The organism is Paraperlucidibaca sp., assembly GCF_982810325.1.
On record NZ_CEYEMI010000005.1, the window covers coordinates 7,023 to 21,393 of the forward strand.

Sequence of the window (14,371 nt, forward strand, 5' to 3'; positions counted from 1 at the left end):
CAAAATGAAGTCGCCAACAAGCTCGCCGAATGGTTCGAGTCCGGCCTTGCCGACTGGGATATTTCGCGCGATGCACCTTACTTCGGCTTTGAAATCCCCGATGCGCCGGGCAAGTATTTCTATGTTTGGCTCGATGCGCCGATTGGCTATATGGCCAGCTTCAAGAACTTATGCGCGCGCACGCCAGAGCTAAATTTCGATGATTATTGGCGTGAAGGTAGCGACACCGAGCTCTACCATTTCATTGGCAAAGACATCGTGTATTTCCACGCGTTGTTTTGGCCAGCAATGCTCGAAGGCGCCGGTTTCCGCAAGCCTACAGGCGTTTTCGCACATGGCTTTTTGACCGTTAATGGTCAAAAAATGTCGAAGTCACGCGGCACCTTTATTCAAGCGCAAACCTATTTGCAGCACTTAAATCCTGAATATTTGCGCTACTACTTCGCTGCCAAGCTTTCTGGCCGCGTCGAAGACATCGACTTAAATCTCGAAGACTTCACGCAACGCGTGAACTCAGACTTGGTCGGCAAAGTGGTCAATATCGCCAGCCGTTGCGCGGGCTTTATCGCCAAGCGCTTCGACAATCAACTCAGTGCCGAGTGCGCCGAGCCTGAACTTTTAGCGGAAGCGATTGCCGCTGGCGATAGCATTGCCGCGCACTTCGAAGCTCGCGAATTTGGCCGTGCTGTGCGCGAGATCATGGCGCTAGCCGATCGTGCCAACCAATACATCGATGAGAAAAAGCCGTGGGCATTGGCGAAAATTGAAGGCAAAGAAGCTGAGGTGCACGCGGTGTGCTCGGTAGGCATCAACCTATTCCGCCAGCTAATTACTTACTTAGCGCCGATTTTGCCGGCAATGTCTGCCCAAAGCGCGGCCTTCTTAAATGTTGCTGACTTCGGTTGGGAGCGCCGTCGCGAACTACTCCTGGGTCATCGCATTGGCGAATTTAGCCCCTTGATGACGCGCGTTGATCCCATCAACGTTGCTGCCTTGGTCAGCGCTTCGCAAGACTCATTATCAGCAGCCGATGCCGCCTCTGCGACGGCAGGCCAATCCGCCGCGAACTCGGCGGCCACGGCTGCCGCAGATAAAAAATCAGTGGCCAAGGCCACAAGTAGTGCTGCCGATGCTGGTCATATCAGCATCGATGACTTTGCCAAAATTGATCTACGCGTGGCGAAAATCATTAGCGCTGAGCACGTAGATGGTGCCGATAAGTTGCTGCGTATCCAAGTCGATGTCGGTGGCGAGACGCGGCAAGTGTTTGCCGGCATTAAAGCTGCCTATCCCGAGCCTAGCGTGTTGGTTGGGCGTCATGCCGTTTTGGTGGCCAATCTTGCCCCACGCAAAATGAAATTCGGCATGAGCGAAGGCATGTTGCTCGCGGCAGGCCCAGGTGGCGCGGATATTTATCTGCTCTCGCCTGACGATGGCGCAAGCGCTGGCATGCAGGTTAAATAAGCCTCGCAGATGAAAAGAGGGGCTGCTGGCATTTAGTCAGCAGCCCCTCTTTTGCATTACTAGTCGCCTGCGCGGGCCAATGAATTGCCGCCTTATGGCCGGTTGCGCCCCAGCGCATCATGGCTAGACACCCACTGGTCTGAGACGATAGCTGAAGACAGCGATAGCTCGCCGCACAGCACCGTTGCGGCGATGATCTCGGCCAACTTATTGACTTTGCCAGCGCCATAACAGCCCATCACTTCCAAGCATTCGCGCTGCGTTGGCAGACCGGTGCCGCCGCCATAAGTGGCGACAATCAAAGCCGGAATGGTCACGGAAAAATAATAGTCGCCATTGGGCTTTAATTCGGCGTGAACGAAACCCGCCGATGACTCCGCCACATTGGCAACATCCTGCCCGCAAGCCATGAATACCGCGGTGATACCGTTGGCAAAGTGCGCACCGTTATTGACTGAGCCCGCCATCATCGCACCCATATTTGATAGCTGGCGCTGCTTAAACAGCGCCTCGCCACTGGTGTGCATAACCTCTTTTAACAGCTTCGCCGGCAGCGTGATTTCTGCCACCACACGTTTACCGCGCGTGTGCAGACTATTCACCACCGAATGCTTTTTGTCGGTATCGAAATTCGCCGCCAAGGAAAAATGCGCAAGGCCAGAAAGTTGCTGCGCCAGCATCCATTGGCAGGCCGCGTGCGTGGCCTTACTCACCATGTTTTGCCCAGCGGCATCGCCAGTGGTGAAGTTAAAGCGCAGCCAACGCATTTTACCTTGGGCAAATTGCTGAATATCACGCAGCTTGCCCGAGCGCGTGGTGGCTTCGGCAGCGGCTTTAATCTCGGCAAAATGCGCGGTGACCCATAGGCCAAAATCACGGGCATAACGCGCATCATCGAAGACAAAAATTGGCGCGCGCTGCATGGCATCATCGATGACGGTAGTGCGCACACCGCCAGCCTCGCGGGTTAGGCGCATGCCACGGCTATAACTCGCCAGCAGCGTGCCTTCGGTGGTCGCCATTGGCACATAGAACTCGCCTTGCGCGTGTTCGCCATCGAGCAATATTGGGCCAGCGAAGCCCATTGGCACTTGCACAATGCCGGAGAAGCCTTCGATATTTCCCGGCAAAAGTGCAGGATCGATAGAGAATTGGCCAGTGTGTGTGAGCGCGGCGCCTGTGTTTTCTGTCACGGTATCGCGACGCGCCTGCGCCATAGCGTGGCTGTAATCGTTGGTTTTATCGCGCGGCAGTTTTGGCAACGTAGCGGCGCTGACATGGTTTGTAGATTTGCTATCGGTCATTTTCGAATTCTTCTTATTAGTATTCACGCGAAAATAATATTGCTCAGCGCCAGCGCATCATCGGCAACGGGTTCAAAGGATGCTTTAGCGCATGCACCCCGCCCTTGCGTATCAAGAGCTGGTGAAATCCAGCATTGGGGAAGCGCTTAGTGATTTGCCGCCAGCGCGCTTTTTCAATCGTGCCTCGCATCAGGCCAAAGCTAACGTCGCACCAATCGGCTTGACGTACAGCCTCGCTTAGCGAGTCATCATTAATGCGGGTGAACTGATGATGTCGGGCAATGATCGAGAGCACCTGCTGTTTGCGTAGGTCTGGCCACACCATATCGGCCATTGCCAGCTCAGCTCGCCGCGCCGAAGGCTCAAGATAATCAAAATTCACATCTGACCAAATGCCGAGATCGTGAAAGCCGAGCGCAAAACCTATGGTTTCAAGATGCTCATCACTGGCTAAATTCCCTGCCTCAAGCACAGCATAGGCACCATTGAGTACACGGTAACAATGATTTTTATAGGCCTGAAAGTCACTCCCTATGGCTTCTCGCCACTTATCAAGGACACCTTCAAGCGCATCACAGCGGGTAATTAATTGCATAGGGTCTATTCACTATTTATTATTGTTACAGTTGACAATGTCACATAGAGTGATAGTTTGGTTGCATGTGACCAATGAGTCGTCACGATACTAGAGGATAAACACCATGACGCATATCACCACGCCGGACGTCATCCAAATCACGCCTACTCGCATGGATTTTCAGTTCAACAATGTGCCACGTCACTGGGTCTTTGACGATGCATTTTCAACGCATTTCTTAGGCACGCTTTCGACTCTATTTCCAGTCGGCGAGCGTTTCTTTGTCGACTCTGTGCGCCAGTTGCGCGAACACGCGCCAGACAAGGCCACGCAAAAAGATATCTCCGGCTTTATTGGTCAGGAAGCTATGCATTCGCTGGAGCATGTGTCACTCAATAATATGCTCGAGGCCAAAGGCTTGCCGGCTCTTCGTGCCGAGAAGTTCACCTTAGGCTTACTCAACTTGGGCCGCCGCATGTTAAGCAAACGCCAGCAACTCGCCATCACCGTAGCACTTGAGCACTTCACCGCCATCATCGCCAACCGTCTGCTCAGCGACACCACCATCATGGATGGCCTAGCTGAAGAGATGCGTCCGGTGTGGATGTGGCATGCCATTGAAGAAACCGAGCACAAGGCCGTGGCCTTTGATTTATACAAAAGCGTGCCAGGCAATAGCTACGCCGAGCGCATTGTCTTTCAGGTTTTCGCGACCGTAATTTTGGCCGCAGTCGTTAGCGCTTTTCAGTTGCAGTTTTTGTATCGCGATAAGTCGTTATTTAGTCCAAAAACGTGGGCTTTTGGCCTAAATAAGCTGTTTGGCTTTAATGGTGTTATTTCAGGCTTGATCCCTGAGTATCTGGACTACTTCAAGCACGACTTCCACCCTTGGGAGCACGAAAATAGTGCTTTGGTGGCCTACTGGCGCGACAAGCTCAACGCCATTGCTACGCCAGTACCAATGAATGGCCGGGCAAGGACTCAGGCGGCATAACAATGGCGCCTTGTTATGCCAACCGTGCACCATTGGGCAGCTCCATATCGACGGTTGATAGCACCACAGAACCATCAGGGCGGTGCAACCCAGTGACTAAACACTCAGACATAATGGGGCCAATTTGTTTTGGCGGGAAATTGACTACTGCCAGCACCTGCTTACCGAGAAGCTCTTCTTTCGTATATAGAGCAGTGATCTGTGCACTAGACTTTTTAATACCAAGCTCTTGCCCGAAATCCACCTTTAGTTTGTAAGCAGGCCGACGAGCCTCTGGAAAGTCTTCGACATCGACAATGGTTCCAACGCGGATATCGACTTTCTGGAAGTCGCCCCAATCAATATATTCCATATCTTACCTTGAGTATTTTCGTCCAGCGCCTTAGTTAAGCCGTGCCGCGAAACGGTATCGGCTTAAATGAATTGTTAGGCCACTGAGCCATAACGCCTTACCGTCGATACCCACTTCTCGATTTTATCGGGTTTGGCGTATCGCACAGGGCCAAATGAGTGAATTTTTACTGGCTTGATACCACAAAACTCCAATATTGTTCGCTTCATTTGATTATGCCCAGGCATTCGATACGCCATCCGGTAGTACCACGGCGGAGTGTCCATGGTAGTGAATAGATGGGCACTCCTGCCTTCAAGCAAACGATCCCAAAATTGTGAGCTTTCTCGATACTTAAAAGCCTTTCCAGGCAGTAGCACTCTATCTAATGCCCCCTTGAGCAGAGCAGGCATTGCGCCCCACCAGATGGGATAGAAGAAAGCGATATGGTCTGCCCAAACGATACTTTCCCAGAAATGAGCCAAGCCTGGCTCATGTTCTTGGCGTTGCTTATAGCCATGTTTAAGCACAGGATTAAACTCGATTTCACCAAGCTTAATATACCGAACCTCTTTCCCAGCAGATCTTGCGGAGCTTACATATTCTTCAGCGAAGAGCCCCGATAAACTGTTTGTGTCTGGATGGCCAAGTACCACTAATATTTTTTTATTTGTCTTTCTCATAATATATTTCTGCGGCCTAACGCCTTGCTAAGCAGTTTGCTGTAACTCGAATTTAGTAAAATATTAGGATTTAATTTTATGACTTGATGACATAAAAACCCACGCGAAAAATAGCATAAAAAATAGATCATTTAGGCCATAGATACTATAAAAAATCCCGGCAAAAATGTCTGTGGAATAAACTGCTTCTAGACTATTTCCCAGAAGCCAATTGATCCAGACAACAACATAAATTAATTTCTCTAAAGCAAAAGCGCCAGCGACCCATTTTATATTTGATATTACGGTTGCAGCTGAGAGATAGGCAATACCCCACATGACGATCATAAGAAGCCCAAAATTAGACATTACAACAGGGTCAGCGTCATTTATGGCAACATTAGTAAATCCACGTGAAAATATAAGCACACTGAAATTCATGATCGCAGCTAAAATAAATCCATTTTTTATTAATTTTTGATTCATATTTACCTCTGATAGCCTTATTGCCTAACCTAGTTTATATCGCAGCACTGCAGTGTAATAACTTTTATTTGCTGCATATGACAAAGGAGCGCGGGAAAAATCCAAGGACATCAAAGCCTTGAACACAGCTCTCCTTGCCATCAAATACCGCGCATCCTGCGCCGCAAAGCATGCCATGCCTTATTTCGGGCGCCAAGTTCACTGCATAACCTATTTAGCTAGCGAAACTCGGCACCCGCAACTTGCCCTAGCTTCGCATCATATTAGTGATTAGCGCCTGTGTGATTACTGGCCATACGCCGGGCGGCAAATCGTGACCCATGCCCTTCACCAACAGCCATTGCGAGCGCGGAACAGCCCGCGCCACCGCACGACCGCACGCTGGGCGCACCAGCGGGTCAGCATCGCCGTGAATAACCACGGTGGGCTTGGTGATGCGTTTGGCATAGGACCGCAAGCTACCCGTGCCTAAGATGGCATTGTATTGGCGCAAGACACCAGCCGGATAGAAACTACGCGCGTGCGACGCTCGCGCCATCTCCAGCAGTTCGGCATCGCTAAACGGATAGTTGGGACTATGAATCGCACGCATAAACTTTGCCGAATGAGCAATGTATTGCTCAGATGTCGCGCCTTTGCCCGGCCCACTGGTGAGCAGCTTTAGCGCAGATGGCTTGGGTGGTGGCAATAAAGCTTGGTTGGTGCTGGAGAAAATTATCCCCACCGAGCGCACACGGTCTGGATATTTCGCCGCAAAAATTTGCGTAATCATGCCACCCATGGAGGCACCAACAATATGCGCACGGCGAATTTGCAGGAAGTCGAGTAGGCCTAATACATCATCGGCCATATCCATTATGGTATAGGGCACAGGGCTCGACAGGCCCAATTGTGCGCGCACCATGCGTTTCCAAACCGGACCTTTCACTTTCAAATCACTGAGCTTGCTGGATAAGCCAATGTCGCGATTGTCAAAACGGATAACACGATGGCCTTCGGCCACCAAGCCTTCGCAAAAGCCTAAAGGCCATAGTGTGAGCTGCGCACTCAAGCCCATCACTAAAATAATGGGTGGGTGCAAAACATCACCCATGTCTTCATAAGCCAACTCAAGGCCATTGGCCTCTGCAACGCCGCGGCGAATATTCATGCCTTACTTACTCACTTTCACAATAGGGTAGACCCAGCCACCGAGAGATTTTTCCAAGGCCATGGCACACGCCAAACCAAGATGATCATTGCCTTCTTTGGCAATGATTTGCACGCCTGTTGGTAGACCAGCGCTATTAAGGCCGGTGGGAACTGATGTGCCGGGCAGCGACAAGGCATTAAACACGGCGCAGTTGACGAAATTAAACGGCGGCAGCATCGCATGATAATGCTTGGGCGCAACCGTCGGATACGGCGGCGTAATCAATACGCCATCATCGCCTAAAGCATCTTCCAGCTGGCGCTTCAGCACTAAAGCCTGAGCACGCAATTTAGCCGTGCGCTTCGGTGTCCATTCTGGCAAACGCTCAAATAGCGCGAGGGCAATCAGCGGGAAGGTGTGGTCGGAGCGACCGATGGCGAAACGACCAAACTCGGCTAGTGCGGCGCGTGGTGAGCGCGTACCAAAGAGATGATCGGCAAAGGTCAGATCGCTGCCAGCGGTGGCGAGCATAGCCGACCACAGGTCTAGCGCCTTCGCCATCAAGGGCAAATGAATCGCTTCGACGCGAGCTCCCTGCGCCATCAAGGCCTCAATGGCACGGTCGCGTGCGCCCAGTTGGTCGGCATCCGGCGAAATGGCCAATTCACGAGCAAACTGCAGCACTCGCAACTTACTAATATCGACATCACTCACGGGCTGTAAATGCACAGCACGGTCGCCAGCGAGTACCCGCACCAGCGGCTCTAAATCTTCTGCGCGACGGCACAAGGGCCCGCTCGATAAATGCCGATCAATACCGCCAGATGGCCCAGGAAACTGGCCTTCATTATCGATCAAACCCGGCGAGCACTTATGGCCAAATACGCCGTTGAAAAATGCCGGCATCCGAATCGAGCCGCCAACGTCGCCGCCCAAACCAAAAGGTGAGGCGCCACTGCCAACGATTGCGCCCTCACCGCCCGATGAACCGCCGACTGTATGTGCTGGGTTGTAGGGGTTATTGGTGCGGCCATAGACCTTATTGAAAGTTTCCATCCACATGCAGAGCTCGGAAGTGTTAGTTACCCCGAGCGGGATGGCGCCAGCGGCGCGTAAATTCGCTACGATAGGCGCATCATCTGCGACCTTGCGGCCAATGCGGCTGACCAAGCCGGCGGTATTTGGCATGCCGGCGAAGTGAAAGTTCTCTTTGATTGTGCATGGCACGCCAAGAAACGGTGGCAGTGACGCTAATTTGTGCGCCTTTTTTGCTTTGGCCACAGCTTCATCGGCTTTTGCAGCCTCAACACGGGCATCGGCAACGCGCTCGCACACCACGGCATTGAGCGTGGGATTAACTTGCCGCAAACGGGCAATATGCGCCTCAACTACAGCCACCGAAGTGGTTTTACCGCTACGTATATGTGCAGCCAACTCGGAAGCCGAGAGTAATAGCAGATCAGACATAACTAATTGCCAGATATGGACGTGTTGCGACTTTGCCCCAGCCGCCTGCTCGATGCAATAATCACTCACGTTTTTGAGTATCACTTATGGCCAACGCAACACTGATTCCACTGATCGATGCCCTGCTGCCGCAAACCCAGTGCGGACAATGCGGCCATCCTGGTTGCGCACCTTATGCGCAGGCCATCGCCGATGGCGAGGCAATTAATCATTGCGTGCCCGGCGGCCAAAGCACCATTGATGCCCTAGCACGCTTACTCGACAAGCCCAGCCTGCCACTAGATCCAGCCTATGGCGTAACGCCTGAGCATCGTCTAGTCGCCTTTATTCGCGAAGATGAATGCATCGGCTGCACCAAATGCATCCAAGCCTGCCCTGTCGATGCCATCGTTGGCGCGGCTAAACAAATGCACACCATAATGGTCGATGAATGCACCGGCTGTGATCTCTGCGTTGCTCCCTGCCCCGTCGATTGCATTGATATGGTCGAAGGCCCAGACATTCCCATGACCTGGCATAAAGCTTCCGATGAACCGCTAGATGCCGATGAGCAGGCAGCGAAAGATCGTGCCGATAAAGCACGCGAACGCTTCGAAACCCTCAAAGCTCGCCAAGCTAAATTGGCTGAGGCTAAAGCTGCGCGCCGCCCAACCGCCGTCGTGGCGCAAACGTCTGGCTCCGGTGCTCCCGATACTAGCGCGCTGATGATTGCCGCCGCACTCGCTCGCAGCCAGCTGAAAAAAACTGAAAAACAACTCGCCGCGCTGAATGCTCGTGGCGAAGATGCCAGCCATCTGCAAGCACGCCTGCCCGAGTTGAGCGAGGCTGTGAGTACTGCCGAAGCGGCTTTGGCAAAAGCGAAGGCGCCCGGCAGTAAGCGTGTGCGCACCACAGGAGCGCTGTAATGAATGCCGCCAAGCGCGAGGCTATTTTTTCGCGCCTACAAGCTGAGAATCCCGAGCCGCGCACTGAGCTGCACTATCGCAACCCGTTTGAATTGCTTATCGCGGTCTTACTGTCGGCGCAATCAACCGATGTTGGTGTCAACAAGGCCACGGTGAAATTATTTGCCCAAGGCCCAACGCCTGCCGCCATGTTGGCGATGGGCGTCGATGGCGTAAAAGCCTGCATCCGCACTTTAGGCCTGTTTAATAGCAAAGCTGAAAATGTCATCAAGACCTGCCGAATCTTGGTTGAGCAACACAATAGCGAGATTCCGCGCCAACGCGAGGCTCTAGAAGCATTGCCCGGTGTTGGCCGTAAAACCGCTAATGTCGTGCTGAATACAGCATTTGGCGAACCGACGATCGCCGTCGACACACACATCTTTCGAGTCTCGAATCGCACACGTTTAGCGCCGGGAAAAGATGTTGTCGCGGTCGAAGAAAAGCTGATGAAAGTCGTGCCAAAAGCGTATCGTGTCGATGCTCATCATTGGCTGATTTTGCACGGCCGTTACACCTGCATTGCGCGCAAACCTCGCTGCGGCAGCTGTTTGATTGAAGACCTCTGCGAATACAAGGAGAAGGTGCTTGACTAAGCCCTCAGCAACACCGGTTAGTGCTACCAAAACAACTAGCAAACGCAGCCGCTGGCTTCTGGGCGGCTTGGCACTGCTTATTGTGGTTTGGCTGGGCATTGTCACCGCCATCGAATTTTTAGCGCCAAACTGGGTGGAGAACACGCTAGCAAAAGAAATCAGCCAGCGCCTAGGCATCGCCATTCGCATTGAACGAGTCGACACCGATGCTTTCGAAGGCAAGCTTCATATTTTTGGCGTTGCGGTTGACGACAAAGAAGGACAACCATTAATTGGTTTTCGTGAGCTACATTTGGACTATTCATGGCTGAGCTTATTGAGCCCAGTATGGGTGCTGGAGTCGGCGACTCTGGTGCAACCAACTATTCATTTACGACTACCCGCTGAAGGCCCGCTAACACTTATGCAGCTCGTGCCAAGCAGCGATGGTCCAGCGGTGGAAACACCGCGCTGGCAGCTCAAGAGTTTGGCCATTAGCGAGGGCGAATTATCTTATCGCGATGAGCGCGTAAAACCTGCACGCGAATTCGCGCTGAGTAATTGGGGCTTAAACCTCGATGACATTGGCACAGAAAGCGCCAATGGCTTAGCCGAGCTGCATGGCGACCTACCTGCCGGTGCGAGCATCGACTGGATCGGCGATGTTGGCTTGCAACCATTAAGGTCAAAAGGCCGTTTGCAAATCAACAAGCTATCACTGCCGGATACACTCGGCTGGTTACCGGAAAAGCTGCCATTGGCGGTCAATAATGGGCGCATTTCATTAGACCTTAACTACGATGCCAAATTACAGCCCGACGTTTCTGTCGCCATTAATAACAGCTCAGCCACTCTAGAAGATCTGTCATTAGCACTGCTAAAAGCATCACAAAAAGATGAGCTCGCAAGCATAAAAACGTTAAGCGCTAAAGGCGTGGTATTTGCCTATCCTAGCGGTGAATGGGCAAGCGATAAATTAACCTTAGTGGGTGCAAACGTTTCAGTCGAGCGCGATGCCAATGGTGAGTTTAGCGTCATAAAAGCACTCGCCGGACCACCACGAAAAGCCGTTACTAAGGCTGAGCCTAGTGCGCCTATCGACTGGGCCGGCAGCTTAAAACAAGCTGAAATCAGCGATGTCATGGTGACTTATCGCGACCTCAGCACACGCCCAAACACTGCGCTAACACTTGGGCCACTCTCATTATCAGCAACGCCAAAAGCCGACAGCGCACAAGATAGCGTCGCCATCACGCTCAATACCGCGATCAATACCAGCGCTAAGCTAAGCCTGCGCGGCGAGTTGGGCATGCCATCGGCACGAGCCAATCAAGCGCCAGCAACACCGTATTTTTCCGGCAGACTAAGCCTCGATGACTTAGCCCTGAAGCCTTTCGAAGGCTTTATTAGCGAAGTGCTGGCCATCCGCCTGCCATCGGGCGAGCTCAGTACCGATGGCCAGCTGCAATGGCAAACACCAAGTGCGCCTAGCTGGGCATGGTCTGGCGATACCTCCGTGAAAAACCTGCGTGTTTTAGAGGCTCGCGGCCAGCCATTACTGTCGCTAAACACACTGCAAGTCACTGGATTAAAAGCGCAAGGTACGCCGCTGCAAGTGGGCATTAATCGCCTCTTGATCGACAGTCCAAAATTACGCGTGAGTCGCCAAAGCGATGGCTCGCTCAACGTAGCGAATTTGACTAAGACAAGCTCTTCAAATAGCTCGGCGAATAGCGAAAGCAACGCCAGATCTGATGTCTTTATAAACACTCTCGCCGTGCGCGGCGGCACCGTAGCATTTGCCGACAATAGCTTGGCTCCAAGCGTGGCGACGGCGCTATCGCAGCTCTCTGGCAGCATCAGCAAAATCGATCTCACAGGCCGTCAAAATGCACAGATCAAGTTACGTGGTTACCTGCCCAACGCCGCACCCATTGCCATAAAAGGTGCCGTAAATATTGTGCAGCCAACCAAAGCCTTCGATATGACTCTGCGCGCTGAACGCCTAGCGCTAGTGCCCTACAGCGCTTACGCCAGTCGTTATGCGGGCTACGCACTAGCAGACGGCCTGCTCTGGGCAGACTTGAAATACAGCATCGATAAAGGCTCGCTCAGCGCTAAAAACACCCTGCGCATAAATGACTTTACCTGGGGCGAGGCCAGCGGCTCGAAAGAAGCCACGGGACTGCCAGTGCGACTTGGCACCGCATTACTAAAAGATGTGAAAGGTGAAATTCATTTAGATGTGCCATTAAGCGGGAACTTAAGCGACCCAGAGTTCCGTGTATGGCCCATCGTTTGGCAGACATTGGGCAATCTCATCACGCGCGCAGCAGCAGCACCGTTTAAGTTACTCGGCGGTTTAGCCGGTGGCGGCGATGACCTTAACCAAGTCAGCTTTGCTGCTAATAGCGCCGCCCTGTCAGAGTCGGCAAAGGCACAAGTCACGACCTTAGCGGCATCATTAAAAGATAAGCCTGAATTGCAGATGAGCCTTGCAGGCCATAGTGATGCGACAAAAGATATGATGCCCGGCTTAAGCCCAGAGGCTGCCAGCAAGCACGCCTACGACCTTGCCAAAGCGCGAGCCGTTGCCGTGCAGCAAGCGTTAATCGCAGCTGGAGTGCCAGCGCAGCAATTAGTGCTTGAGCAGCCAAAGGCAACAACAGATGCATCACTCGCGGTGAGCCTAACGATCAGCCTGCCCTAAAGGGTCAGGCTGATGCTCACAGATTAGAAAGGCTTACTGCCACTCCACCAGCACTTCGCGGCGGCGCGCTACTTGCGTGACTGCCGCGGCATAGCGGGCTTCGATCTCGTTGCGTCGGACTTTTAAAGTGGGGGTTAATAAGCCGCTTTCACTGCTCCAGCGCTCGCTGACTAGCAACATTTTAGCGATCTTTTCATGGTCCTCTAAGGGTGCATTTGCGCGCTCCATATCGGCTAATAAACCTGCCTCAACTTCCTCGCGCGGCTTAGTTAATGCGGTCAAGCTCAGATTCACCACCATCACCGGCTGAGTGAGCTGGGCACCAACTAAACAACATTGATCGATGTCGTTATTGCTGCCCATGAATGCAGCCTCTATTGGGCCCGGCGCGACATATTTGCCCTTGGCCGTTTTAAAAATCTCTTTTACGCGGCCAGTGATATAGAGAAAGCCATCATGATCGAAGCGGCCTTTATCACCTGTTTTCAACCAGCCGTCGCTAGTAAAGGCGGCTTTGGTTTGCTTAGCATCATTGAAGTAGCCAAGCATTACGCCAGGATGGCGCACTTGAATTTCGCCCTCTTCCGATAGGCGCAAATTGGCATCCGAAAATGGCTTGCCGACACTGCCTAAGCGCTGTGCACCGGGGCGATTCATGCTGCAATACAGCGCTTCGCTTTGGCCATAGCACTCGTAAACATCGAGGCCTAAGACATCGCGGAAAAATAGTAATGTGGCTTGTGGCACCGGCGCTGCACCACAAAATAATGCACGGCTATGTTGCAGACCTAAGCGCGTCACCATGCGCTTACGCAGCAACGGCCCGAGCCAACGCCGCTTCACTAAAGCACGCAATTGGCGCTCAGGAATACGCGCGGTAAAACTTGCTTGCAGGCGTGATAGCACTAATGGCACGGCGACAAAGCGTGTCGGCTTAGTCTCCATCAGTTGCTCGCTCATTTTCTCTACGCGCTCGAGGAAATACACCTCGGCACCCCAATAGAGGCTGGCCATTTCGACCGCCACGCGCTCCAAAATATGCGCAAGCGGTAAGTACGAAAATAAGCGCTCGCCCGGTTTAGAAGGGATTACTTCGCGAAACACTGCTGAGGTAAAGGCTAAGTTGCCATAACTCAGCATCACACCTTTCGAATTACCCGTAGTGCCTGAGGTATAGACCAGGGTCGCCAGAGTATCGGCGCTAGGCTTTTCATAGCGACGTAACGGCAGATGTGAGCGCGCAAAGCCTGCCCAAGTGTGCTCAGACACAGGCGATGCATCGTAAGGCATGGCAATGGTGACGATATCTTTGGGTAGACCTTGCTGCAACAGATCAGCGGCTACAGCGGATGGCATGGGGCCAATAAAAATCGCCTTGGCCTCGCAATGCTTCAAAATCCATCCTGTGGTTTTCGATGCTTGTCGAGCGTAAATTCCAACTGGCACTAGGCCGGCCATTTGGATGGCGAGGTCGGCTAAAAACCAATGCGCGCAGTTCATGCCAGCAATAGCGATTCGCGAGCCCGCAGGCCAGTCCTGAGCCTTCAGCGCTGATGCCATGCGGCCAACTTCATCGGCGGCCTCACGCCACGTCATGGTGCGAATAGCGCCGGCTTCATGCTGAATCAGCCAAGTAACATCGGGCGCTTGCTCTGCCCAGTACAACAGTTGATCTACCGGATACGAAGTACTGTTCGCTACTGTCATTTCACATTTCCCGAAAGC

General features: G+C 52.7%; 13 protein-coding genes. 5 read left to right on the top strand and 8 right to left on the bottom strand.

What is annotated here, in order from left to right:
• Positions 1–1,464: methionine--tRNA ligase (gene metG, locus AC3DKE_RS03270; RefSeq protein ID WP_487990063.1), on the top strand; the 1,464-nt coding region annotated here is incomplete at its 5' end.
• 92 nt (positions 1,465–1,556) lie between these two features.
• Here metG and AC3DKE_RS03275 read toward each other — a convergent pair.
• Positions 1,557–2,768 carry a hydroxymethylglutaryl-CoA reductase gene (locus AC3DKE_RS03275; protein WP_487990064.1) on the bottom strand — a complete coding sequence of 404 codons (1,212 nt, stop codon included), beginning with the start codon at positions 2,766–2,768 and terminating at the stop codon, positions 1,557–1,559.
• Between the two features lie 43 nt (positions 2,769–2,811).
• The gene (locus AC3DKE_RS03280) at positions 2,812–3,363 is read right to left on the bottom strand and encodes a hypothetical protein (protein WP_340676249.1); all 552 of its coding nucleotides are present in this window, start codon (positions 3,361–3,363) and stop codon (positions 2,812–2,814) included.
• A 106-nt stretch (positions 3,364–3,469) separates the two neighbouring features.
• On the opposite strand from AC3DKE_RS03280, the gene AC3DKE_RS03285 reads away from it, so the two are divergent.
• A complete protein-coding gene (locus AC3DKE_RS03285) occupies positions 3,470–4,339 on the top strand; it encodes a metal-dependent hydrolase (protein ID WP_487990065.1) in 870 nt (289 codons plus the stop codon).
• Between the two features lie 13 nt (positions 4,340–4,352).
• Here the strand turns inward: AC3DKE_RS03285 and AC3DKE_RS03290 are convergent, their stop codons facing one another.
• From AC3DKE_RS03290 to AC3DKE_RS03310, 5 genes are all read right to left on the bottom strand, one after another.
• Positions 4,353–4,691: a tRNA-binding protein gene (locus tag AC3DKE_RS03290; protein ID WP_340676247.1), complete on the bottom strand. Its 339-nt coding sequence runs from the start codon at positions 4,689–4,691 to the stop codon at positions 4,353–4,355.
• A gap of 74 nt (positions 4,692–4,765) precedes the next feature.
• Positions 4,766–5,353, bottom strand: coding sequence for an NAD(P)H-dependent oxidoreductase (locus tag AC3DKE_RS03295; protein WP_340676246.1), 588 nt, complete (start codon positions 5,351–5,353; stop codon positions 4,766–4,768).
• A 63-nt stretch (positions 5,354–5,416) separates the two neighbouring features.
• Positions 5,417–5,818, bottom strand: coding sequence for a hypothetical protein (locus AC3DKE_RS03300; RefSeq protein WP_487990066.1), 402 nt, complete (start codon positions 5,816–5,818; stop codon positions 5,417–5,419).
• A 247-nt stretch (positions 5,819–6,065) separates the two neighbouring features.
• Positions 6,066–6,968 carry an alpha/beta fold hydrolase gene (locus tag AC3DKE_RS03305; RefSeq protein ID WP_340676244.1) on the bottom strand — a complete coding sequence of 301 codons (903 nt, stop codon included), beginning with the start codon at positions 6,966–6,968 and terminating at the stop codon, positions 6,066–6,068.
• A gap of 3 nt (positions 6,969–6,971) precedes the next feature.
• Positions 6,972–8,417: an amidase gene (locus tag AC3DKE_RS03310; RefSeq protein WP_340676243.1), complete on the bottom strand. Its 1,446-nt coding sequence runs from the start codon at positions 8,415–8,417 to the stop codon at positions 6,972–6,974.
• Between the two features lie 86 nt (positions 8,418–8,503).
• On the opposite strand from AC3DKE_RS03310, the gene rsxB reads away from it, so the two are divergent.
• Genes rsxB through AC3DKE_RS03325 form a run of 3 tightly spaced genes read left to right on the top strand, consistent with a single transcriptional unit; the run spans position 8,504 to position 12,646 of the window.
• Positions 8,504–9,322 carry an electron transport complex subunit RsxB gene (rsxB, locus tag AC3DKE_RS03315; protein ID WP_487990067.1) on the top strand — a complete coding sequence of 273 codons (819 nt, stop codon included), beginning with the start codon at positions 8,504–8,506 and terminating at the stop codon, positions 9,320–9,322.
• Positions 9,322–9,957, top strand: a complete 636-nt coding sequence (gene nth / locus AC3DKE_RS03320; protein ID WP_340676241.1) for an endonuclease III — start codon at positions 9,322–9,324, stop codon at positions 9,955–9,957. Before rsxB ends, nth begins: the two co-directional genes overlap by 1 nt.
• Complete coding sequence (locus AC3DKE_RS03325; RefSeq protein WP_487990068.1) at positions 9,950–12,646, top strand: DUF748 domain-containing protein; 2,697 nt, start codon at positions 9,950–9,952, stop codon at positions 12,644–12,646. Before nth ends, AC3DKE_RS03325 begins: the two co-directional genes overlap by 8 nt.
• 33 nt (positions 12,647–12,679) lie before the next feature.
• Here AC3DKE_RS03325 and AC3DKE_RS03330 read toward each other — a convergent pair whose 3' ends face one another.
• On the bottom strand, positions 12,680–14,353 hold the full coding sequence (locus tag AC3DKE_RS03330; RefSeq protein ID WP_340676239.1) for an AMP-binding protein: 1,674 nt from the start codon (positions 14,351–14,353) through the stop codon (positions 12,680–12,682).
• Positions 14,354–14,371: the final 18 nt, after the last annotated feature.